Source organism: Pleomorphomonas sp. JP5 (genome assembly GCF_023721815.1).
Lineage (GTDB): Bacteria > Pseudomonadota > Alphaproteobacteria > Rhizobiales > Pleomorphomonadaceae > Pleomorphomonas.
Map to the genome: position 1 here is coordinate 15719 of NZ_JAMDLI010000021.1, position 21675 is coordinate 37393.

At 65.1% G+C, this 21675-nt stretch carries 14 protein-coding genes; 6 read left to right on the top strand and 8 right to left on the bottom strand.

Annotated elements, in window-relative coordinates; genetic code table 11:
* The first annotated feature begins 23 nt into the window (after positions 1-23).
* The 4 genes from M4J40_RS18010 to trxA all read left to right on the top strand — a co-directional run bounded on the left by M4J40_RS18010 (position 24) and on the right by trxA (position 7842).
* The gene (locus tag M4J40_RS18010; RefSeq protein WP_251755805.1) at positions 24-767 is read left to right on the top strand and encodes a nucleotidyltransferase family protein; all 744 of its coding nucleotides are present in this window, start codon (positions 24-26) and stop codon (positions 765-767) included.
* Positions 768-770: 3 nt separating this feature from the next.
* Complete coding sequence (gene addB / locus M4J40_RS18015; protein WP_251755806.1) at positions 771-3836, top strand: double-strand break repair protein AddB; 3066 nt, start codon at positions 771-773, stop codon at positions 3834-3836.
* Positions 3833-7330, top strand: a complete 3498-nt coding sequence (gene addA, locus M4J40_RS18020; protein ID WP_251755807.1) for a double-strand break repair helicase AddA — start codon at positions 3833-3835, stop codon at positions 7328-7330. The genes addB and addA overlap by 4 nt, the downstream gene beginning before the upstream one ends.
* 191 nt (positions 7331-7521) lie before the next feature.
* Positions 7522-7842, top strand: a complete 321-nt coding sequence (gene trxA / locus M4J40_RS18025; RefSeq protein ID WP_251755808.1) for a thioredoxin TrxA — start codon at positions 7522-7524, stop codon at positions 7840-7842.
* A 72-nt stretch (positions 7843-7914) separates the two neighbouring features.
* Here trxA and M4J40_RS18030 read toward each other — a convergent pair whose 3' ends face one another.
* From M4J40_RS18030 to M4J40_RS18040, 3 genes are read right to left on the bottom strand one after another with little or no spacing between them, the layout of a single operon-like run.
* Positions 7915-8160 carry a FeoC-like transcriptional regulator gene (locus M4J40_RS18030; RefSeq protein ID WP_251755809.1) on the bottom strand — a complete coding sequence of 82 codons (246 nt, stop codon included), beginning with the start codon at positions 8158-8160 and terminating at the stop codon, positions 7915-7917.
* Between the two features lie 5 nt (positions 8161-8165).
* A complete protein-coding gene (gene feoB, locus M4J40_RS18035; RefSeq protein ID WP_251755810.1) occupies positions 8166-10571 on the bottom strand; it encodes a Fe(2+) transporter permease subunit FeoB in 2406 nt (801 codons plus the stop codon).
* Positions 10568-10801 carry a FeoA family protein gene (locus M4J40_RS18040; protein WP_251729277.1) on the bottom strand — a complete coding sequence of 78 codons (234 nt, stop codon included), beginning with the start codon at positions 10799-10801 and terminating at the stop codon, positions 10568-10570. Before M4J40_RS18040 ends, feoB begins: the two co-directional genes overlap by 4 nt.
* Before the next feature lie 821 nt (positions 10802-11622).
* Here M4J40_RS18040 and M4J40_RS18045 point away from each other — a divergent pair.
* Together M4J40_RS18045 and M4J40_RS18050 are read left to right on the top strand one after the other, a co-directional pair.
* Positions 11623-16251, top strand: coding sequence for a 2-oxoacid:acceptor oxidoreductase family protein (locus tag M4J40_RS18045; RefSeq protein WP_251755811.1), 4629 nt, complete (start codon positions 11623-11625; stop codon positions 16249-16251).
* 295 nt (positions 16252-16546) lie between these two features.
* Positions 16547-18235 (top strand): methyl-accepting chemotaxis protein, encoded by a 1689-nt coding sequence (locus M4J40_RS18050; RefSeq protein ID WP_251755812.1) that lies wholly within the window; start codon positions 16547-16549, stop codon positions 18233-18235.
* Between the two features lie 80 nt (positions 18236-18315).
* Here M4J40_RS18050 and M4J40_RS18055 read toward each other — a convergent pair whose 3' ends face one another.
* The 5 genes from M4J40_RS18055 to M4J40_RS18075 form a co-directional block, all read right to left on the bottom strand.
* On the bottom strand, positions 18316-19170 hold the full coding sequence (locus tag M4J40_RS18055; protein WP_405030767.1) for a ferredoxin--NADP reductase: 855 nt from the start codon (positions 19168-19170) through the stop codon (positions 18316-18318).
* Positions 19171-19374: 204 nt separating this feature from the next.
* A complete protein-coding gene (locus M4J40_RS18060; RefSeq protein ID WP_251755813.1) occupies positions 19375-19677 on the bottom strand; it encodes a hypothetical protein in 303 nt (100 codons plus the stop codon).
* Between the two features lie 104 nt (positions 19678-19781).
* Positions 19782-20543: a 1-(5-phosphoribosyl)-5-[(5-phosphoribosylamino)methylideneamino]imidazole-4-carboxamide isomerase gene (gene hisA, locus M4J40_RS18065; RefSeq protein ID WP_251755814.1), complete on the bottom strand. Its 762-nt coding sequence runs from the start codon at positions 20541-20543 to the stop codon at positions 19782-19784.
* The gene (gene hisH / locus M4J40_RS18070; RefSeq protein WP_251755815.1) at positions 20540-21187 is read right to left on the bottom strand and encodes an imidazole glycerol phosphate synthase subunit HisH; all 648 of its coding nucleotides are present in this window, start codon (positions 21185-21187) and stop codon (positions 20540-20542) included. The genes hisA and hisH overlap by 4 nt, the downstream gene beginning before the upstream one ends.
* Positions 21184-21663, bottom strand: coding sequence for a DUF2628 domain-containing protein (locus M4J40_RS18075; RefSeq protein ID WP_251755816.1), 480 nt, complete (start codon positions 21661-21663; stop codon positions 21184-21186). Before M4J40_RS18075 ends, hisH begins: the two co-directional genes overlap by 4 nt.
* Positions 21664-21675 lie beyond the last annotated feature (12 nt).

Sequence of the window (21675 nt, forward strand, 5' to 3'; positions counted from 1 at the left end):
GCAGAGAGCCCGACCTTTTCAAGATGACCGATGCTGCTTTATCCTCCGCCTTCCGCCCTCGCCGGGCCATGGTGCTCGCTGCGGGACGTGGCAAGCGGATGCGTCCGATCACGGCGACCACGCCGAAGCCGCTGGTGGAAGTGCTTGGCCGCAGCCTGATCGATCGGGTGTTCGACCGCCTGGTCGAGGCCCACGTCGAGACCGCGGTGGTCAACGTTCACTATCTCGCCGATCTCATCGAGGTACACGTCGGCAAGCGGAGCGACCTTTCCGTCGTCGTCTCCGACGAACGCAACCTGCTGCTCGACACCGGCGGTGGCGTCGTCAAGGCGTTGCCGCACCTCGGCTCCGAGCCTTTCTATCATCTCAACTCCGACTCCATCTGGATCGAGGGCGTATCCGCCAACCTGCCGCTGCTGGCCCGCGCCTGGGATGGCGATCGCATGGATGGGCTGCTGCTGCTCGCCCCCATCGTCGGCTCGGTTGGCTATCACGGCGTCGGAGACTTCGACATGGCCGGTGACGGACGCCTGACCCGCCGGCGCGAACGAACGGTTGCCCCGTTCGTCTACGCCGGCGTCGCCGTTCTCAAGCCGGAAATATTCGTCGATCGCCCGCTTGAGCCCTTCTCGCTCAATCGCGTTTTCGACGAGTTGATCGGACAGGGACGCCTGCATGGCGTTCGGCTTGAAGGCACCTGGCTGCACGTCGGCACGCCCGAAGCGATCAGACAGGCGGAGCGGACCATCCTGACATCTGCGGAGTAGGCAATGGCTGGGCGCGTCTTCACCATTCACCCAGGAGCGCCCTTCCTCGCCACGCTGGCCGAAGCGCTCCTCGATGGCCGTCTGATCGCTGGCCGCGACTATCGGCACAGTCCGCTCGACCTTGCCGACGTCAGCATCTACCTGCCGACCCGCCGGGCCGGCGCGGCACTCAAGCAGGCATTCCGGGACGCCTTCGGAACCGGCGCGGTGATCTTGCCGCGCATCCTCTCCATATCCGACGTTCTGGAGGCGGAAGACGACCTCCTGGCACCGGAAGCACTCGATCTGCCGCCGGTCATCGCCGCGACCGAGCGCCGGCTTATGCTTGCGCGCCTCGTCGCCCACTGGCGTGAACGCGTGGCGAGCGACCAGTTGCTGACACCAGCCGGTCAGCCGGTGGCCGTACCGGGCTCGCCAGCCGAAGCGCTCAACCTTTCCGCCGACCTTCTCGCACTTCTTGACCAAGCCGAGCTCGAAGGCGTCGACTGGAGCAAGCTCGATGCGCTGGTTCCGGACGATTATGCGGCCTGGTGGCAGCTGTCGCTGAATTTTCTCAGGATCGCCATCGAGGCGTTGCCGGCCGCCATCGCCGAGCGCGGCCGTATCGGCGCCGGCCCCTTTCACCGCGCCATGGTCGAGGCGACCATTGCCCGCTGGCAACGACGGCCTCCGTCCGGCCCGGTGATCATCGCCGGCTCCACCGGTTCGGTACCGAGCACGGCCGACCTGATGTCCGCCGTGCTGGCGCTTTCCGAAGGCGCGGTGGTGTTGCCGGGCCTCGACGTCGCCGCGCCGGCCGAGACGATCGCCGCCAGCGTCTTCGATTGTGCCCATCCCGAGCACACCATGAACAAGCTCGTCGAGCGGCTCGGCGTCGAACGGGAGAACATCGGTCTGCTGGGTGAGCCGGTGGCGGAGATGACCGCCCGCACCGACATTGTCCGGCGGGCCCTTGTACCGGCCGCCGTTACCGATCTCTGGCCGCAGCATGCCGCCGTCCTCGATGCCGACCCCGAGGGTACCGATGCCGCACTGGCCGGGATTTCCCTCGCCGTTGCCGCCAACGAGGCCGAAGAGGCGCTCGCGGCGGCCATCGCCCTTCGCCAGTGTCTCGAAAACCCGGATGCGCGTTCGATCCTCGTCACACCCGACCGCACCATCATCCGCCGCGTCGTCGCCGAGCTCGAGCGCTTCGGCATCGAGGTGGAGGACACCGCCGGCCAACCGCTTCCGCAAACGCCATACGGGCAGCTTGCCCTGCTCCTGGTGGAGGCCGCCGTCGAGGACTTCCCACCGGTGAAGGTGGCGGCGATCCTTGGTCATCCGGCTGCGCGCTTCGGCTGGGCCGCATCGCGAATCCGCCCGGCTGGTCGCCTGATTGCCCGCAAGGTGCTGCGTGGTCCCCGCCTTTCGGGTGGTGTTTCCGCGATATCGAATGCCGTGCGGGCGTTGGCCGAGCAGGCCGATGCGAGGGGTGAGAGTACCATCTTGTCGGACGCCGTCGCCCTTGCGGATGTCTTCGGCGAAGCCATGGCACCACTTGTCGCCGCAGCAACCCTGTCGGCACCAACTCTCGTCGACTTTATCGGCGCCCTGCGCGAAACGCTTGGTCATGTCACCCGCCGTACCGAGGATGACCACGACGAACCGGGCCGGGCGGAACGGCAGCTTCTGTCGATTCTCGACGAGCACCTCCGGGCTCCCGATGATGCCGCGCAGGTGCTCACCCACACAGACTTCGCCCCCGTCCTGAGGGCCCTGATCGGCAATATCCTCGTACTGACGCCAACCCGGAATGCCCGTGTCCTGGCCACCGGGCCAATCGAAGCACGCCTTCTACCCACCGATCGCCTCGTGCTGGTCGGTCTCGACGAGGGCGTCTTCCCGCCCGTGACCGATACGGGAGCCTGGCTGTCGCGACCGATGCGCGCCGGTCTCGGCCTCAGTCCGCCTGAAGTACGTATCGGCCTGTCCGCGCACGACTTTTCCTCAGCGCTCGGCACCGTGGACACGGTGCTGATCCGCTCGGCACGGCGCGGTGGCGCGCCGACGGTTGCCACCCGCTTCCTCCAGCGTCTCACCAGCCTTATCGGTCCGGCACGGACGAAGGCCATGGAGGCGCGCGGCAATCGCTTCATCGACTGGGCTCGACGGCTCGACGACCGGCCAAACCTGCCCCGCGCCGCCCGCCCCAGCCCTGCTCCGCCAGTTGTGGCAAGGCCGCGCATGCTGCCGGTCACCGACATCGAAACACTGATCCGCGACCCTTATGCCATCTACGCCAAGCGCATCCTTAAGCTCAGGCCGCTCGACAGCTTCGGCGAAACGCCCGACTTCGGCACTCGTGGTACCCTCATCCACGATATTCTCGCCAACTTCGCGGCGACCTGGACCGCGCCCTGGGATGAGGCAGCCGTCGCAGCGCTGATCGAGTTCGGCCGGGGACGCTTCTCCGAGACGCTGGCCGCCCATCCGGACGTCCACGCGCTCTGGTGGCCGCGCTTTCAGGCGTTGGCCCGTTTCATCGTGCTGGAGTTCGAAGCCAGGCGCGGGCCACTCGCCCGCCATCCGGAGATCGAAGGCAGCATCAAGGTCACCGACGACTTCGCGCTGACCGGTCGAGCCGACCGGGTCGACATCGAAGAAGACGGTCGCGTCACCATCATCGACTTCAAGACGGGACGGGCACCGACGGCGGCACAGATCGCAGCGCAGCTGACGCCACAGTTGCCGCTTGAGGCGGTCATCGCCCGCCATGGCGGCTTCGCACGCCTGGCGAGCCCGCGCGAAGCGGCCGAACTCGTGCATGTCGTCCTGCGTGGCCTCGAAGGTCGCGACGAGATCGAAAGCTACACTGGTCACGCCCCGCGCGGCGGCGATCCGGTGACGCTGGAGGAGACGATAACCGAGTCGGAGGCTCGGCTGCGCGGCCTCGTTCGCGCCTATGCCGATCCCAAGCGGGGCTATCTGTCGCGTGCGCGCCCCTTCCGCAAGACCGATCGCGGCGACTACGACCATCTTGCCCGGGTCAGCGAGTGGAGCATCGAGGACGACGGAGGCGAGGAATGAAAATCCCGACCGCAACCCGTCAAACGCAGCTTCTCGCCACCGATCCCAAGGCCTCCGCCTTCGTGTCGGCCAACGCGGGGTCCGGAAAGACGTGGGTGCTGACGCGACGGGTGATCCGCCTGCTGCTCGACGGCGTCGATCCCGGTCGCATCCTCTGTCTCACCTTCACCAAGGCGGCAGCGGCCGAAATGTCCGGTCGCATCTTCGACGAGCTCGGCCGCTGGGCTGGTCTTGCCGACGACGACCTGATCGGCGTTCTGTCCGAGCTTGAGGGAAAGCCGGTGCAGCCGGAGCGTCTGGCGCCCGCACGGCGGCTGTTCGCACGGGCCATCGAAACGCCGGGCGGCCTGAAGATCCAGACCATCCATGCGTTCGCCGAGGCCTTGTTGCAGCGCTTCCCGCTGGAAGCGGGGCTCGATGGTCGTTTCCGCGTACTCGACGACGCCCGTGCCGCCGACCTCTACGCCGAGGCGCGAACCGAGCTTCTTACCACCTGCACAACCCATCCCGACAGTCCCGAGGGACGCGCGCTGTCCGAGCTGGTGGCGATCGCCGGCGACGAAGCGCTCGATCGCGCTCTGTCCGCCGTCGTCGCGGCTCGCGACGAGCTCTCCGCCTTCTTCGATGGCACGGCGTCGGTCGATGACGCGCTGGCCGCATTGCCGCAGGCACTTGGTGCGCCGGCCGGGGCAACCCGCGAGACGCTTGTCGGGGAAATGGCAACGTCGCCCGCGTTCTCGGATCAGTTTCTAAGTCGGCTCATCGATATTCTGGACGTGTCGAAGTCGAAGTCCATGAAGACGCTCGGCGAGGGGTTCCGTACGGCGCTGGCAGCCGCCGACGCCGAAGCGCGCCGTCCGCTTTGGCGCGCGCTGTTCCTGACAGCCAAGAACGAGCCGCGCAAACGCCCGTTCACCAAGGACGTCCTCGACGCGCTGCCGGAGGCGAGCGAGCGTTTCGAAGAGGAAGCAGAACGACTCATCGGCCTGGAACGAGCGCTGTCGGCGACGCTGTGGGGAACGCGCAGCGCCGCTCTCCTTCGCCTTGCCGACCGTATGATCGGTCTCATGGAAGCCAAGAAGGCGCGGCTCGGTCTCCTCGACTTCGACGACCTGATCGAGCGGGCCGCCGCTCTCCTGTCGCATTCGGACGCGACAGAATGGGTGCAATACAAGCTCGATGAGGGCCTCGACCACGTGCTTGTCGACGAGGCGCAGGACACCTCGCCGCGCCAGTGGCAGATCGTCGAGGCGCTTACCGGCGAATTCTCAGCCGGCGAAGGAGCCAGATCGGACCGCCGACGCACCGTCTTCGCGGTCGGCGACGAGAAGCAGTCGATCTACTCCTTTCAGGGCGCGGCGCCTCATCTGTTCGGTCTGACGCGCAAGACGCTGGGGCGACGCCTTGCCGACGCCGGGCTGCCGGTCCACGATCTCCGCCTGACCCTGTCCTTCCGGTCGACGGCAGCCGTAGTCGGCGCAGTCGATGCCGTGTTCCGGAATCCGGCGGCGCATGCCGGCCTTTCCACCGATCCCGGCCCGACCGTCCACGAGACGGTACGCGGCCACGAGCCAGGGCTTGTCGAGCTTTGGCCGGCCGTCGAGAAACTGCCGACGCCTCCACCCGGAAACTGGGAAGACCCGGTCGACGCAACCGCCGCCGCGAGCCCGGCCGTGCGCCTCGCCGCCCGCGTCGCCGAGGAGGTGGCTGGATGGCTGCGCTCGGGCGTTCGCATCGCCGCCACTGGCGCGCCGATCCGGCCCGGCGACATCCTGGTGCTCGTCCGCAAGCGCGGCGCTTTCGTCGAGGCGGTCAACCGGGCCCTAAAGCAGCGGGGCGTGGCGGTGGCCGGCGCCGACCGGCTCGACGTGGTCGGACACATCGTAACTCAGGATCTGCTGGCCGCCGTTCGCGTCGCGCTCCTGCCCGAGGACGACCTGACGCTCGCCACCGTCGCCAAGTCGCCGCTCATTGGTCTTTCGGAAGAGGCGCTGTTCCGTCTCGCCCACGGGCGACCCGGTCGTCTCTGGGACGCTGTCCGGCGACAGGCGGCCGACGGGGATGCCGACGCGGAACGGCTGCGCGCCATCGTCGCGCTCTGGATGAGCCGGGCTGATCGGAGCGAACCTTTCGTGTTCCTGTCACGGCTGGTCGGACCAGATGGCGGTCGGGCTGCCTATCGTGCCCGCTTCGGCCGCGAGGCCGATGAGGTTATCGACGAGCTGCTGACGCTCGCGCTGGCCTACGAAGGCGAGGAGACGGCCGGGCTCAACGGCTTTGTCGACCGGCTCGCCAAGGGAGGGGAGTTGATCCGCCGCGAGCTCGACGCCGAACGTGACGAAGTTCGCGTCATGACAGTGCACGGCTCGAAGGGACTGGAGGCGCCGATCGTGTTCCTGATCGATCCCGGCGACAAGCCAGCCAGCGAGAAGAACCTGCCCGACATTCTTGCGGTAAGCGATGGTCCCAACCCGCCGATCGTCTGGCGGCAGGCAGGCGCCTTCCGCCCGATGCCCGTGGAGACGGCGGCGACGGCCTTCATCACCGCCCAGGAAGAGGAATACAAACGGCTGCTCTATGTCGGACTGACACGCGCCCGGGACCGACTGATCGTCGCCGGCATCAAGGGCGCCGAGGAAGGCGCCGACCGTCGTTGGCACGGCCTTGTCGAGGCGGCGCTCCGAACCGAAGCCGAGACGGTGAAGGACAGTGATGGCACCGTCATCGCCTGGCGCTGGCATGCGCCTGACGAAGCTTCCCCTGCGCCACCTCAGCCGGCCAGAGCGAGCGCCGACGCGCCCATGCCGTTGCCAGACTGGCTGACCCGCAAGGTTACGGATGGTGCTCCGGCGGCAACCGAGATCGCTCCATCACGCGCCGCCAGGGCAAGCCAGAATGGCGCGCCGGGGGACACCTTCGATCCGGCCGCTGCGGCCCGGGGAACCTTGCTGCATCGCCTCTTCGAGCTTTTGCCCGACATAGAGCCACCCGGCCGCGCCGGCGCGGCCGACAGCTACCTCACCCGCCTCTTTCCAGACCTATCCGACAGCGACCGCAACACGTTGGTCGAGAGCACCGTTGCTCTGATGGCCCGACCGGATCTCGCGCGGCTGTTTTCCCCTGACGCGCGCGCCGAAGCGGTGATCGCCGGCAGCATCGCAACGCCGGGAGGCCGATCGATCTCCGTAAGCGGCAGCGTCGATCGACTGCTGGTCGAGCCGGACACCGTGACGATCGTCGACTACAAGACGGCGGCGCGTCCTCCGCGCACCGTTCCCGAGAAATATGTGCTGCAGCTCGCCCTCTATCGCGCGGTACTCATGCGCCTCTGGCCCGATCGATTGGTGCGTGCGGCGATTCTCTGGACTGCGACCGCGCGGTTCGACGAGGTTGCGACAACGACTCTGGACGCTGTGCTCGCAACATATCTCGAAAGCGTGGACGGCGGTGCGGAGTCCATTGATCACGAATACGAAATCGACGACCGCCCCTGAAGCAAGAATTCGTTGACGAGTCGGCTCAAAGCATTGTTTTGACGGAGATCTTCTTTCAGGAGGCTCAACGGGGCATCGCTCCCCCTGCTTCAGCCCTGCTTGACGCTGCGGGGTCCGCTCCTTAGCTTTCCGACAACAGGCGCGGCCCGACGATGAGTCGGCGCCGCGTCGTCCATCTCGCGAGGTCCGCCATGTCGACCAAGAAAGTCACCGATCAGTCGTTCCCAACCGACGTGCTTGCCTCGTCGACGCCCGTTCTCGTCGATTTCTGGGCCGAGTGGTGCGGCCCCTGCCGCATGATCGCTCCGGCACTCGAAGAGATCGCCGGCGAGCTCGACGGCAAGATCACCATTGCCAAGCTCAACGTCGATGAGAACGGCAATACGGCAATGAAGTACGGTGTCCGCTCGATCCCGACGCTGATCATCTTCAAGGATGGCGAGCCTGCCGCCATGAAGGTCGGCGCGGCGCCGAAGAGCGACCTCGCCGCCTGGATCAAGGCTGCGATCTGACGACCTATCATCATGATACAAAAAACCCCGGTTCCGCGAGGCGAAACCGGGTTTTTTTGTTTGGCAGGCTTTTCAGCTGGCCAGCTTGATGTCCCCGATCCACTCGAAGATTTCTTCGGCCTTGCAGGAGCAGCCGCAGGAGCCTGCCCTCGAGCAAGTGGCACCAGCGGCCAGAGGGCGCACCTTGCCCTTGGCAACCCAGAGATCCAGCACGGCGCGGACGGCGTCCTCGCCTGCATCGAAGTGCACCGCGACGTCGGTGAGGGACGCGTTGCCCCGCTCCTTCAGATAGTCACGAACGGTGGAGGGCGTCATCATGGGCGTCACTCCGCCGGCTGGGCGGCGAGCGAACGCCCCCGCGCCCGACCCGCCATCCACATGGCAGCGATGCCCGCTGCGAAGATGATGGCGGTCGCCAGCAACCAGCGGGTAGAGCTGGCCGGATGGTCGGCAAACGTCGCCGCCTGATAGAATGACACGGCGGCGAGATAGCCGATGGCAGTCGTCCAGATGGTCGCGAAGGCCGTCCACTTGCCGCCGATCTCGTGACGCATGGCGCCGAGGGCGGCGACACACGGCGTGTAGAGCAGGATCAGCAGCATGTAGGAGAAAGCCGCGGCGGTTCCGCCGAAGTGCGACTGCATGGCGCCGAACACCGAACCGTCGACCTCGAGCTCCTGAGCAGCGGCCGCGCTGTCGTCCACGTAGCCGACGTTAATCCCGAGCGGATCCACGATGCTACCGCCAAGCGCGCCCAGGTTCTCGGGGATGGTCGCGAGCGCGCCGAGAAGCTTGCCGCCGAGGCCGGGCTCTTCCTCAACGGTAGTAGCGCCTTCGACCACGGAGTTAGCACTGCCATCCGTGCCGACTTGCTCGTAGAGAGCATTCAGCGTGCCGATCACCGCCTCCTTGGCGAAGATACCCGTGAACAGGCCAACGGCGGCAGGCCAGTTGTCCCGCGTCACGCCCATCGGCTCGAACACCGGCACCAGCTCCTGGCTGACGACTGCCAGCACGCTGCCACGCGTGTTGTCCCGGTCCACGCTGCCATCGGTGCCGATCGCAGACAGGAAAGACAGCACCATGACGATCGGCACGATGACCTGACCGGCGCGCAGGATGAACTCGCGCAGACGCTGCCAGGCCTGGGCGACGACCGACCGGATGGTGGGAATGTGATAAGGCGGCAGCTCCATGACGAAGCGGGTCGGCTCACCGTCAAGCAGCGTCGATTTCAGAACGAGGCCGGTGAGCACGGCAAAGGCGAGACCGACGATATAGAGACCGAACACGATGTTTTGGCCGCTCACCGGGAAGAAGGCGGCGGCGAACAGCGCGAACACCGGAAGGCGAGCGCCGCAGGACATGAAGGGCGCCATCAGCGACGTCATGATGCGGTCACGACGGCTTTCGAGGGTACGCGTCGCCATGATGGCCGGCACGTTGCAGCCGAACCCGACGATCAGCGGGACGAAGGATTTGCCCGGCAGGCCGATCGCCCGCATGGCGCGATCCATGACGAAGGCCGCGCGGGCCATGTAGCCGGAGTCCTCGAGGAAGGACAGGAACAGGAACAGGCAGGCGATGATCGGCACGAATGTCGATACGGTCTGGATGCCCGAGCCGAAGCCGACCAGAGCCGCCTCGACGATCGGCGGAGTTCCGAGGGCGGCCAGCAACTCGCCGAGACCATCGACGAAAACGGCGCCAAATGCCTGATCGAAGAAGTCGATGAAGGCTCCGCCCACCGAGATGGTGAACAGGAACATCAGATACATGGCGAGCAGGAAGATCGGGACGCCCAGGACGCGATTGAGAACGACGCGGTCGATCATCTGCGACAGCGACGCGGATAGCCGCTGCGTGCGCCGGAAGACGCCGGCCATCAGTTCGCCGATGAAGCGATAACGGCCGTCGGCGATGACGATGTCGGCATCCTCGCCGGTCGCCGCTTCGATGGCGGCGCGGGCCTTGGCGACGTCGGCGGCCAAACTCGGGCCGGCAATGGTTTCGGCGAGAGTATCGCCTTCGATCAGCTTGAGCGCCACCCAATCCGGATCGGCCTTTGCCGCGCGCGCGGCATCTGCGACGAGGGGCGCCAGGGTGGAGATGGCCGCGACGACGGCCGGGTCCTGCTCGGGCCGGGCAATCGGCCTTGCTCCAGCGCGGGTCGCATCGATGATCGCCGCCTTGATGGCGCGACGGCGACCATGATGGCCGTGGTGATGACCGTGATGGTGGGCGTGCTCGTGACGACCGAGCCCACGTGTCGCAATCGTCGGGATGACAGGACATCCGAGCCGTTTCGACAACTCGTCGATGTCGATCTCCACGCCGTCCGCCTTCGCCATGTCCATCATGTTGAGGACGACGAGCATCGGCACGCCGAGTTCGATCAGCTGTGTGGTGAGGTAGAGATTCCGCTCGAGATTGGACGCATCGACGATGTTGAGAACGAGATCGGCCTCGCCGGACATCACGAAATCGCGCGCCACCCGCTCATCCTGCGAACCGGCGTCGGCACTGCCGATCAGGTAAACGCCCGGCAGATCGACCACATCCACCGACTGGCCTTCGTAGGCGAAGCGCCCAACGCGCTTCTCGACGGTGACGCCGGGCCAGTTGCCGACCTTCTGCGTTGCACCGGTCAAGGCGTTGAACAGGGTGGACTTGCCGCAATTGGGGTTGCCCACGACGGCGACGACGAGGGATTTTTCCGCGATCATCATACGGCCTCCAGTTCGAGGATGGCCGCTTCGGACTTGCGAAGGGTCAGCGTGAAGTTGCGAACGGAGATTTCGATCGGGTCGCCAAGCGGCGCCTTGCGTCGGACTTCCAGCACGGCGCCAGGGGTCAACCCCATGGCGAGCAGGCGCTGTCGGTAACCACGATCACCGGCAACTAGGCCCGTGACGCGGGCGCTGTCGCCCGGCTTCATGGTTTCGATCGAAAGTCCCATCTTGCGCACTCCGCCCAGTGGAGCGCCCGGCCGGATGATCCCGACCGGCAGCATCGACACTGCAACTCACTCTCAACTGTATATGTCTTCGTGCAGATGCCTCTCAATTCGTATTCGACCTTAGGCTTAACGAATCTCACGGAGGGGGACATGACAATCACAGTGATTTCAGTCCCCATGCGCTGGCAAACGCGGCAGTACAACAATGCTCATTGCGAGTAGAATCCAGCTGCTCCCGCGAGGCACGGAATACGCCGCGCCGAAAGGAGGCTGGAAATTCTCTTTTCCTCGGCTTAAACTTGCTTTCTGCGGTGAAGTTTGAACCGCAACGCCGCGCAACGAAACGAGCCCGATCAACATCTCATAGATAAACCGATTAATCTGCCGACGAATACTGTTCTCGCCCGTGCAGCGAGGACGATCAGCCCTCGGCCAAGCAGACTGGCAAGGATAGCCCGAGGAGACCGGGCGTTTCAGGATTTCTTCTTTGAGACCAGAGTGTTGATGAGAAGCAAAGGGAAACCGGAGATCCTTGGGCGAGGAAGGTGCCCTGCAAAAAACGCATAGCAGTAAAACCTTCGCAGTTTCACGTAGTCCCCGGTTGAGTACTTACGACAACGCTCTGCCGCGCCTCTATAACGGCAGAAGGGTCCATCGGTAACAACACCGAAGCCCAAGTAAGTTTCGTATAGTTTTGACTGAAATCAAGGTCAGAACTCCATCGGCAGCTGAACATCGGAGTACGTTGCCCGCGCCTCGGCCAGTGACTGATCGGACGGGGGCGGACAGAAACACCAGATGCAGCAGGACGGATGCAGCAAATGAGCGCGAAATATCCAGGTCTTCCCACGGTCATCAACGGCAACGGCGCCGTTGCCCATGTCATGGGCCAAGTATGCGGCGGTGTCATCGGCTACCCGATCACGCCTTCGACCGAAATTTCCGAAATCTACGAAAGCTTCCGCGCTGGCGGCGGCTGCAACGTTTGGGGTCGCCACCCCTTCTTCTACGAGCCGGAAGGTGAGCATTCGGCCCAGTCGGGCGCCCTTGGCGCGGCGCTGACCGGCGGCAAGTTCATCTCCAACGCCTCGTCCTCGCAGGGCATTCTCTACGGCCTCGAGTCGCACTACGTGACCGTTGGCAAGAAGGCCGGCGGCTTCGTGCTGCAGGTGGCCGCCCGCGTCGTGTCGAAGCATTCGCTCAACGTCATGGCCGGCCATGACGACGTCTATTCGCTGCTGCCCACCGGCTACACCATCCTGTTCGGCGCCAACCCGCAGGAAGCGGCCGACCTCGCCGCCATCTCCTACAAGGTATCCGCCCTGTCGCTGGTTCCGGTCGCCAACTCCATGGACGGCTTCGCCACCTCGCACATGCTGTCGGAAGCCAAGATGCCGGAGCCGGCGCTGCTGAAGGAATTCCTCGGCGACCCGACCGGCCGCATCAAGTGCCCGACCGTCGCCCAGGAGATCCTGTTCGGCGCCAAGGGCCGCGCCTATCAGCTGCGTCAGTGGCTGGTCCGCAAGAAGGACACCTTCGTCGCCGCCGACGCCACCTCGCTCAAGGCCTACATTGACGCCAACGAAGAGGCCATCGAGGCCGACAACGAAGGCAAGCTGATCGAGGCCGCCGCCAAGTGGGTTCCGGCCGAGCTCAAGGGCCAGTTCAAGCGCCAGTGGCTGAACGCCTGGGAGAAGGGCACCCGTCAGCTCGTCCCGGCGCTGGTCGACATCCACAACCCCGGCCTGACCGGTGGTGTGCAGAACCAGCCCGACTTCCAGTCCGGCGCCGCCGACCATCGCACTCATTTCGTCGTGGACGTGCCGAAGTTCGTCAAGCAGGCCATGGACGAGTACGGCGAGCTGACCGGCCGTCATTACTCGCCCGTCATGACCTACAAGACCGAAGACGCCGACTATGTGATGATCGGTCTCGGCTCGGTCACCGATGACGTCGAAGCCGTTGTCGACTACCTGCGCTCCAAGGGCCGCAAGGTCGGCTCGATCGCCATCAAGCTGCTTCAGCCGTTCCCGGAAGCCGAGCTGATCGCCGCCATCGCCGGCAAGAAGGCCGTCACGGTGCTCGAGCGTTCGGACGATACCGCCCTCACCAGCTTCGTCACGCAGGCCCTGTTCAAGGCCCGCGAGAACGCCGACGGCGGCCGTCACGAAGGCATCCCCGCCATCGACAAGCTGCCCAAGGTCACCACGGCCATCTTCGGTCTCGGTGGTCATGACCTGCAGTCGCGCCACATCGTTGCCGCCTTCGACAACATGGAAGCGGCCCGCAACAACCCGTTCGTCTACCTCGGCTCGCAGTTCTTCTCGAAGAACCCCAATGCGCGCATGAGCGAAGTCCAGGCCAAGCTCAAGGCTGCCTATCCGCAGACCGAGTTCATGGCTCTCGAGACGGGCGAGAATCCGCGTCTGCTGCCCGACGAGGCCTTCCGCGTCCGCTTCCACTCGGTGGGCGGCTACGGCACCATCGCCACCGGCAAGCTCCTGACCGACATCCTGGCCGGCGCCCTCGGCCTCTACTCCAAGGCCGCCCCCAAGTACGGCTCGGAGAAGTCCGGCGCGCCCACCAACTACTACATCACCCTGTCGCCGGAGCCGGTGAAGATCACCAACGCCGAGATCGAGGACGTCGAGATCGTCATCTCGCCGGACCACAAGGTCTTCGCGCACTCCAACCCGCTGCGCGGGCTTGCCAAGGGTGGCACCTTCATCCTGCAGACCTCGAAGTCGCCGCTCGAAGCGTGGCTCGACATGCCGGCCTCGGCCCGCAAGACGATCCGCGACCGCGAGATCAAGTTCCTGGTGGTCGACGCCTTCGCCGTCGCCAGCAAGAACGCGCCTTCGCCGGAACTCGCCACCCGCATGATGGGCATCGCCTTCATCGGCGCGCTCTGCGGCCACGAGAAGCGCATCACGGCCGGTGCCGACCGCAACGCCATCCTGGAGAAGGTGCGTCAGCAGATCTCCAAGAAGTTCGGCGCCAAGGGTGAAGCCGTCGTTGCCGGCAACATGGCGGTCATCGCCGAAGGTGCCGAAGCCACGCACGAAGTCGCCTACAACGACGCGGCCTTCCTGAAGGCCGAGGCCGATGCTCCGGCACACCAGGGCCGTTCGGTGGCGATCTCCGCCTCGATGTGCAGCCTCGAGACCAGCTCCCCGGCCGGCATCTTCGACGCCGAGTATTACGAGGACATGCTGGCTGGTCCCTTCAAGGACGGCACCATCGGCGAGTCGCCGGTTCTGCCGGGTACCGGCATGTTCATGCCGGCCGGTTCCGCCGCCATGAAGGACAAGGGTCTGTTCCGCCGGCAGGTGCCGGTGTTCGACGCCGAGAAGTGCACTGCCTGCCTCGAGTGCACCCTGGTCTGCCCCGACGCCGCCATGCCGTCGACGGTTCACGAGATCGATGACCTCGTTGCCACCGCCGCTCGTCAGATCGACGTTTCGGAAGCCCGCCGTGCCGAGATCGTGGGCAAGGTACCGGCGATCGCCGCTGCCATCCGCGAAGTCTACAAGGCTCAGCCGAAGGCCCGTGCCTTCCACGAGATCTTCGCCCAGGTGGCGCCGGGTATCGCCGCCGGCGATGCCTCGCTCGCCCTCGACTTCGACAAGATGACGTCGGTTCTCGCCAACTTCCCGGTGGCGCGTACCCGCCTGTTCTTCGACCAGGCCGAGAAGAAGGCGCCCGGTTCCGGCGCTCTCTATTCGGTCGGCCTCGACCCGTGGAAGTGCTCGGGCTGTCTCGAGTGCACCACCGTCTGCGGTTCCGATGCCCTGGTTCAGACGGAGCAGGACGACGCGCTGCTCGATACGCTTCAGGCTCGCTTCGAGTTCCTGACCAAGACGGCCAACACGCCGTCCCGCTTCACCGAGCAGCTCACCGGCGCCAACGCCAAGCGCCTCATCCTCGACCGTGACAACTACTATGCCATGACCGGTGGTCACGGCGGTTGTCGCGGCTGTGGCGAGGTCACCGCTCTGCGCCTGATCATGGCGGCGAACAACGCTCTCCAGGGCCGCGCCCGCAAGGAGCACATCGCCGAGGTGGAAGCGCTGATCGGCAAGCTCGAGGCTAAGCTCGCCAGCGTGACCGACGAGGCGCGCGCCGCCCGCATCAAGTCGTCGCTCGAGACGATCAACCATCACCTCTTCCTCTTGGAGAGTGGCCCGACGGGTGAAGGCCCGGCTGCCGCGGTGGTTGCCAACTCGACCGGCTGTTCGAGCGTTTACTCCTCGACCTTCCCGTACAACCCCTACCGCGATCCGTGGGTGAACAGCCTGTTCCAGGATGCTCCGGCGCTCGCCAAGGGCATCTACGAAGGCATCGCGGCCGACGTGCTGGTGAACTTCAGGGCCATGCGCATCGCCGAGCTCGAGCTCGACGACAAGTATGATCCGGCTGTCCACGACAAGATGTTCCGGACCTTCGGGTGGGAGCAGTTCAACGACACCGAACTCGGCCGCCTGCCGACCGTGTTCTCGATCGGCGGCGACGGCGCCACCTACGACATCGGCTTCGGCGCGCTGTCGCGGCTCCTGTCGACCAAGACGCCGATCAAGGTGATCGTGGTCAACACCGGCGTGTACTCCAACACCGGTGGCCAGGCTTCGACCTCGTCGCTGATCGGTCAGGACTCCGACCTCGCCCGCTATGGTGCGGCGCACGCCGGCAAGACCGACAACCGCAAGGAACTCGGCCTCATCGCCGCCTTCCACCCGTCCGTGATGGTGGTGCAGACCGCTACCTCCATCCAGGGCCACTTCCTGAAGAACGTCCTCTCCGCCCTGTCGCGGACGACGTCTCCGGCCATCATCGACGTCTACACGCCCTGCCAGGGCGAGCAGGGCATCGGTGACGACGTGTCGAGCGAGCATGCCCGCCTCGCCGTCGAGAGCCGCACCAGCCCGGTCTACGTCCACAATCCGGACGGCGGCTCGGTGCTGAAGGAGCGCTTCACGCTGGATGGCAACCCCGACGTCGAGCAGGACTGGACGACCCTCGTCCTGACCTACAAGGACGCCGACGGCAACGAGCAGACGAAGGAAGTGCCGCTCACCCCGGCTCACTTCGCCCACCAGGAAGGCCGCTTCAAGAAGCAGTTCACCGGCAAGCCGCTTGCCGATGACGTCAACAACGGCGTGTCGATCGATGAGTTCATCGACCTCAGCGACGAAGAGCGGGTCGGCAAGATCCCATTCATCTGGGAAGTCAAGAAGGGCAAGCTCATCCGCTTCCCGGTGCCGGCCCAGATCGTTCGCCTGGTCGAAGAGCGCCGTCGCTTCTGGCGCACGCTCCAGAACCTCGCCGGTATCGACGCTGCCAAGATCGATGAAGCCCATCAGGCTGAACTCGACGCCCTGCAGAGCCGCTACGACGAAGCTCTGGCGGAGATCGAGTCGCTGAAGGGTGCCTCGACCAGCGCCGCCGAGTAATACGGCGTAAAACTGAAGACTATCGGGCCGCCGGGCAACCGGCGGCCCTTTCTTTATTTGTCTACTTCGTCATAAATCGACTACGTCGAATTACGGTCCCGCGCGAAACAATATATCTTTTTAAGACCATATTAGTTCGCCCCGCCAAATATGCGGCACCGAGGACCGAATGCACGCCCCTCCCCTGGTGGCTCGGCAATGGGTCTCGTTTCTCTATCGTAAGCCATGTTGCCTCCGCCCTTTATCTCCGAGGGGCGGCGCTGACGCTTTCCCCAATTCTCCCCAGGGAGCCTTTATGCGGAACTACTTCGCTCGCGTATCCGTACGATTCTACTCGATCGTCGCCTTCGTCTTGATCGGACTGGGATTCATGGCCGGCTATGGCCTGTGGCAGCTGGCTGCCGAGATCAGAGCTGGACGCCTCGACCAGCTGCAGGCCGTCGTCGACAGCGCCGCGTCGATGGTGGTTGCGGAAGCAGAGCGCGTGTCGACTGGAGAGGTAGACGGCAAGACCGCCGCAGAGATCGTCGCCGACATCATGTCCAACATGCGCTTCAACACGTCGGACTACGTGTTCGTCATCGACGACAATGGCCTGATGCTCGCCCATCCCGATCCCAAACTGCGCGGCAACAATACCGCCTATACCCACAAGGGACCGGACGGGCGTACCGTCATCCGGGAAATGGTTGCCCTCGCCCGCAAGGAGGGCGAGGCGTCGATGACCTATGATTGGACCAACGCCAAGACCGGAGCCAGCGAGCCGAAGGCCGCAGTCGTGCGCCATATCGACGCCTTCGGGGGCCTTACCGTCGCCGCGACGACCGTCGTGGCCGACATCAACGCACAGATCCGAGCCGCGGCCGGACGCTACTCGGGATTGGCTGCCTTGCTGACCCTGGCGTTGACCGCCGTCGTTGTGTTGATCGCCCGATCGATCAGCCAGCCGATCGCCCGCATCCAGGGCGCCCTCAAGGCGGTCGGGGACAGGGACTATCACTTCGCAATCGACACCAGCGCCAACGGCGAGCTGGGCGACATGGCACGAACGCTGGCTCAGTTGCGCGACAGTCTCGCGGTTGGCGAGGAAGATCGCGCTGCCGGCGAGCGCTTGCGCGAGGAGATGCAGGCCCAGGTGACCGCCAATCGACTTCTTCTCGCCGACAATTTCGAGAAGTCGATCGGCGAAATGACCCGCGCCTTCGTGGCTTCGTCGGATAGCCTGCTCGGCTCGGCCCGACAACTGTCACAGGCCGCCGACGCCGGTATCTCCAATGCCCGTACGGTGGCCGACGCGGCCGACGAGTCGGTTCGCAATGTCGAGACCGTAGCGGCGGCCACCACACAGCTTGCCATGTCGGTAGAGGAAATCGCCAAGCAGGTTGCCGAGTCCAACAAGGTTGTCGGTCTCGCGGCCGAGGAGGCTATCCGCACGGAGGTCGACATCAACGCCCTCTCCGACTCTGCTGCGAAGATCGGCGAGGTCGTGGCCCTGATCAACTCGATCGCCGAGCAGACAAACTTGCTGGCGCTCAATGCCACCATTGAAGCGGCGCGAGCTGGCGAGGCCGGAAAGGGGTTTGCCGTCGTGGCGAGCGAGGTCAAGCAGTTGGCCTCTCAAACCGCACGGGCGACCGAGGACATTTCCTCCCGTGTCGCCGGCATTCAGAAAGCGACCGGCGACACCGTTTCATCGATCGGTCGCATCGTCGGAACCATCGACTCCATCCGCAGCATATCCGCGGCAATCGCCGGTGCCGTCGAGGAGCAGAGCGTCACAACGCAGGAAATCGCCGGCAACACCCAGCTCGCCGCCGACGGATCGGCGACGGTGACGCAGAACATCCACGCACTGTCGGGCAATGTCGGCACCACAGCCGAAGCGTCTCGGACCCTCGAAACGCTGTCGGGCGATCTCGCCGGGCGATCCGAGCGCCTGAAACAGGACGTCGCCGACTTCATCGCCATGCTGAAGTCCGCCTGACCCCGTTCAAAACATGACAAAGCAGAAAGGGCGCCCCGAAAGGACGCCCTTTTTTTGAGTCTGGTTGTCGCACCGGAACGTCAGCCGACGAAGGCGCGCTCGACGACGAATGTGTTGGGATCGTTGTTGGCGCCCTCGACGAGACCGAAATGCTCCAGGCGATCCTTGGTGTCCTTGATCATCGCCATCGATCCGCAGATCATCGCGCGATCGGTCGCGGGGTCGAAGGAGGGTACGCCGAGATCGGAGAACAGCTTGCCGGAATCGATCAGGTCAGTGACGCGGCCCTGGCGCGGATGGGGCTCGCGTGTCGCCGAATCATAGAGACGAAGCTTTCCGGCTGCGAGTTCGCCAAGGAACTCGTGATTGACCACTTCGTCGTAAAGCTCGCGCGCATAATCGAGCTCGGCCACTTCGCGACAGGTCTGGACGAGAATGACCTCGTCAAACTTCTCGTAGACCTCAGGATCGCGAATGAGGCTGGCGAAAGGAGCGACGCCGGTACCCGTCGACAGAAGATAGAGCCGCTTGCCCGGCAGCAACGCATCAATGACCAGCGTTCCCGTCGGCTTCTTGCGCAACAGAATGGTATCGCCGACCTTGACCTTCTGCAGGTATTCGGTCAGCGGGCCTCCCGGCACCTTGATCGAGAAGAACTCGAGTTCGTCGTCCCACGCCGGGCTCGCCACGGAGTAGGCGCGAAACACCGGTCGCTCGGCGTTGGGCAGGCCGATCATCACGAACTCGCCGGAGCGGAAGCGGAAGCTCGCCGGACGCGTGGTGCGGAAGCGGAACAGCCGATCGGTGTAGTGGCGAACTTCGGTCACCGTCTCAGCGAAGACGTTTTCGGGGATAGGGAAGGCCTGAGCGCCCTCGGCGCTGGTCGCAACGGTCGACGTATGGGCGTTCAAGGTCGGCTTCCTCTGCCTGTGCATATCGGACCGCGACCGGCGCAAACCAGCGCCATCGGGTCATGCTCACGTGCAAGGGTGATAGCACCCGCTTCCTTCCTAAATGAAGCAAACGAGTTGCAAATTCCAGTCATTCCAAGGAAAAAACCGCCGATGAGGCCGCATAGCTGAAATGCAAGGAGGGCGACCAAGGCCTCGCCCGCGGCCCAAGAAGGCCTCGTCCAGCATTCACCGGACCGCAGCCGCCCCCGCTCGCGAGGCACGTGCGGACTTGGCGCGAACCTCTTGCGCTGCCGGCGCGTTGCGCGACAGGCCGACGCGAACGGACATGGCGGCGAAGGCCGCCAGCTCGAAAGCCGTGACGGCGAGGACCACCGAGAGAGCGATCTTCCAGGCGGGCATCGCCAGCGCAAAAGCGCCGACGCCGGAACCGAAGGCCACGATTGCCGCCAGCAAGCCGAGCGCAACGAGGCGAACCCGCACACCGGCGACGAACCCCATCAGACCCGACATCGCGACTATGAACAGCATGGCCTTACTCCGGACAAATCCTGATATCCGGACTATGGCAGACCGCGCTTAGGACCCGCTTACAAAAATAGCTCAAATTTGATTGAATTCCGCGAGAGCCCTTGTCACACCCCGGACAGCACCGACGCAGGGCGGATGCCGGCAAGCCGCTCGAGGGCAGCTCGCGGATCCAGACGCCCGTCGTAAAGCGCCCGGCCGGTGATGGCGCCGTCGAGGATCGCCGATTCCGGCAGGCAGAGCCCCTCGATGTCGTCCATCGAAGCAAGTCCCCCGGAGGCGATCACCGGGATCGAAACGGCCCGGGCGAGCGCCAACGTGGCAGGAAGGTTCAGACCCTTCAGCACCCCGTCGCGATCGATATCGGTGTAGACGATGGCGGCAACGCCGGCGTCCTCGAAACGATGGGCAAGCTCAGTGGCGGTCAGTTCGGCGCTTTCCGCCCATCCCTCGACGGCAACCTTGCCGCCGCGCGCATCGATGCCGACCACGACGCGACCGGGAAAGGCCTTCGCTGCCGCCTTCACCAGATCCGGATCGCGCAGGGCCACAGTGCCAAGGATGACGCGGGAGATGCCCTTTGCAAGCCAGGCCTCGATGGCCGCCATGTCGCGAATGCCACCGCCAAGCTGGACCCTCATGTCCGGCGTCACCGCCGCCAGGATGGCCTCGACCGCCTCGCCGTTCACCGAGCGGCCGGCAAAGGCGCCGTTGAGGTCGACGACATGCAACCACGGAAAGCCGATGTCGCGGAAGGCGCGCGCCTGGGCAGCCGGATCGGCGTTGTAGACCGTGGCGGCGTTCATATCACCGAGCTTCAGGCGGACGCAGGCGCCGTCCTTGAGATCGATGGCGGGATAGAGAATCACGGGCGCCACCTCAGGAAGTTGGCAATGAGACCGAGGCCGAGCGTCTGGCTCTTCTCGGGATGAAACTGGGTGCCGGCAATGTTGTCGCGGCCGATCATGGCCGTGACCGGTCCGCCGTAGTCGGCAACGGCGACCAGCGCATCGGTTTCGCGCAGCGTCATGTGATAGCTGTGGACGAAATAGGCGTGCAGCCCGTTGTCTCCGGTCCGCAGTCCCTCAAGAAGGGCGTGGGGACGGACGAGATCCAGGGTGTTCCAGCCCATGTGCGGCACCTTGAGCGCGGGATCTCCCGGCGAGATCGGCTCGACATCACCATCGATCCAGCCAAGGCCTTCGGTAATCGCCTTTTCGAGGCCACGGCGCGCCATCAGCTGCATGCCGACGCAGATACCTAGGAAAGGCCGGCCTTTTCGCATGACCGTTTCGGTCAGCGCCTCGATCATGCCAGGAACGGCGGCGAGGCCCGCCTTGCAGTCGGCGAAAGCACCGACACCCGGCAGGACGACACGCTCGGCGGCGCGAACGGCGTCGGGATCGGAGGTGACGACGATGGTATCGCCGGCTCCGTCGCGAGCCGCCCGCTCAAAGGCCTTGGCCGCAGACCGCAGATTGCCGGACCCATAATCGATGATGGCGACGGTCATGGCCGCGCTCCGCTTTCAGGAAAAAGACCGAGGACGCCCGGTGGGACGCTTCTGCCGGGGTGCAGAACAGGAGGGGGCGTCGACGACGACGACGCAGGCCGCGGCTGGACGAGCCATGCGTCGAAGAAGCGCCGCTCGGCCGCATCACGGCTTTCGCCCTCCACGACGCCACTCTCCCGGAAGCCGCGCAGCCTCAGCGAGAGGCGCCGAACATCATTGGCGGCGACGCCGGTAGCGATCGCCAGAATCAGTTCGAAGCCCCCGGAGGTGACAGGCCCGAGCCAACGCTCGGAGAGGGTGATCAGGACAGCCAGCGCGATCCAGCCGCCAAGCCCCAGCCATTCACGATGCCGCAGGAACCACAACGGTCCGAACAGCAACGCCCAGACGGCAAAACCGTCGCGCACGAACACCGCACGCTCGGCGACAACTTCCGGAGCAGCCTTGTCCGGCAGATGAACGCTGAAGATGGCCATCAAACGTCTCCG

Coding starts and splice junctions, on each gene's coding strand:
- M4J40_RS18010 (WP_251755805.1), top strand. CDS start 24: ATGACCGATGCTGCTTTATCCTCCGCCTTCCGCCCTCGCCGGGCCATG.
- addB (WP_251755806.1), top strand. CDS start 771: ATGGCTGGGCGCGTCTTCACCATTCACCCAGGAGCGCCCTTCCTCGCC.
- addA (WP_251755807.1), top strand. CDS start 3,833: ATGAAAATCCCGACCGCAACCCGTCAAACGCAGCTTCTCGCCACCGAT.
- trxA (WP_251755808.1), top strand. CDS start 7,522: ATGTCGACCAAGAAAGTCACCGATCAGTCGTTCCCAACCGACGTGCTT.
- M4J40_RS18030 (WP_251755809.1), bottom strand. CDS start 8,160: ATGATGACGCCCTCCACCGTTCGTGACTATCTGAAGGAGCGGGGCAAC.
- feoB (WP_251755810.1), bottom strand. CDS start 10,571: ATGATGATCGCGGAAAAATCCCTCGTCGTCGCCGTCGTGGGCAACCCC.
- M4J40_RS18040 (WP_251729277.1), bottom strand. CDS start 10,801: ATGGGACTTTCGATCGAAACCATGAAGCCGGGCGACAGCGCCCGCGTC.
- M4J40_RS18045 (WP_251755811.1), top strand. CDS start 11,623: ATGAGCGCGAAATATCCAGGTCTTCCCACGGTCATCAACGGCAACGGC.
- M4J40_RS18050 (WP_251755812.1), top strand. CDS start 16,547: ATGCGGAACTACTTCGCTCGCGTATCCGTACGATTCTACTCGATCGTC.
- M4J40_RS18055 (WP_405030767.1), bottom strand. CDS start 19,170: ATGCACAGGCAGAGGAAGCCGACCTTGAACGCCCATACGTCGACCGTT.
- M4J40_RS18060 (WP_251755813.1), bottom strand. CDS start 19,677: ATGCTGTTCATAGTCGCGATGTCGGGTCTGATGGGGTTCGTCGCCGGT.
- hisH (WP_251755815.1), bottom strand. CDS start 21,187: ATGACCGTCGCCATCATCGATTATGGGTCCGGCAATCTGCGGTCTGCG.
- M4J40_RS18075 (WP_251755816.1), bottom strand. CDS start 21,663: ATGGCCATCTTCAGCGTTCATCTGCCGGACAAGGCTGCTCCGGAAGTT.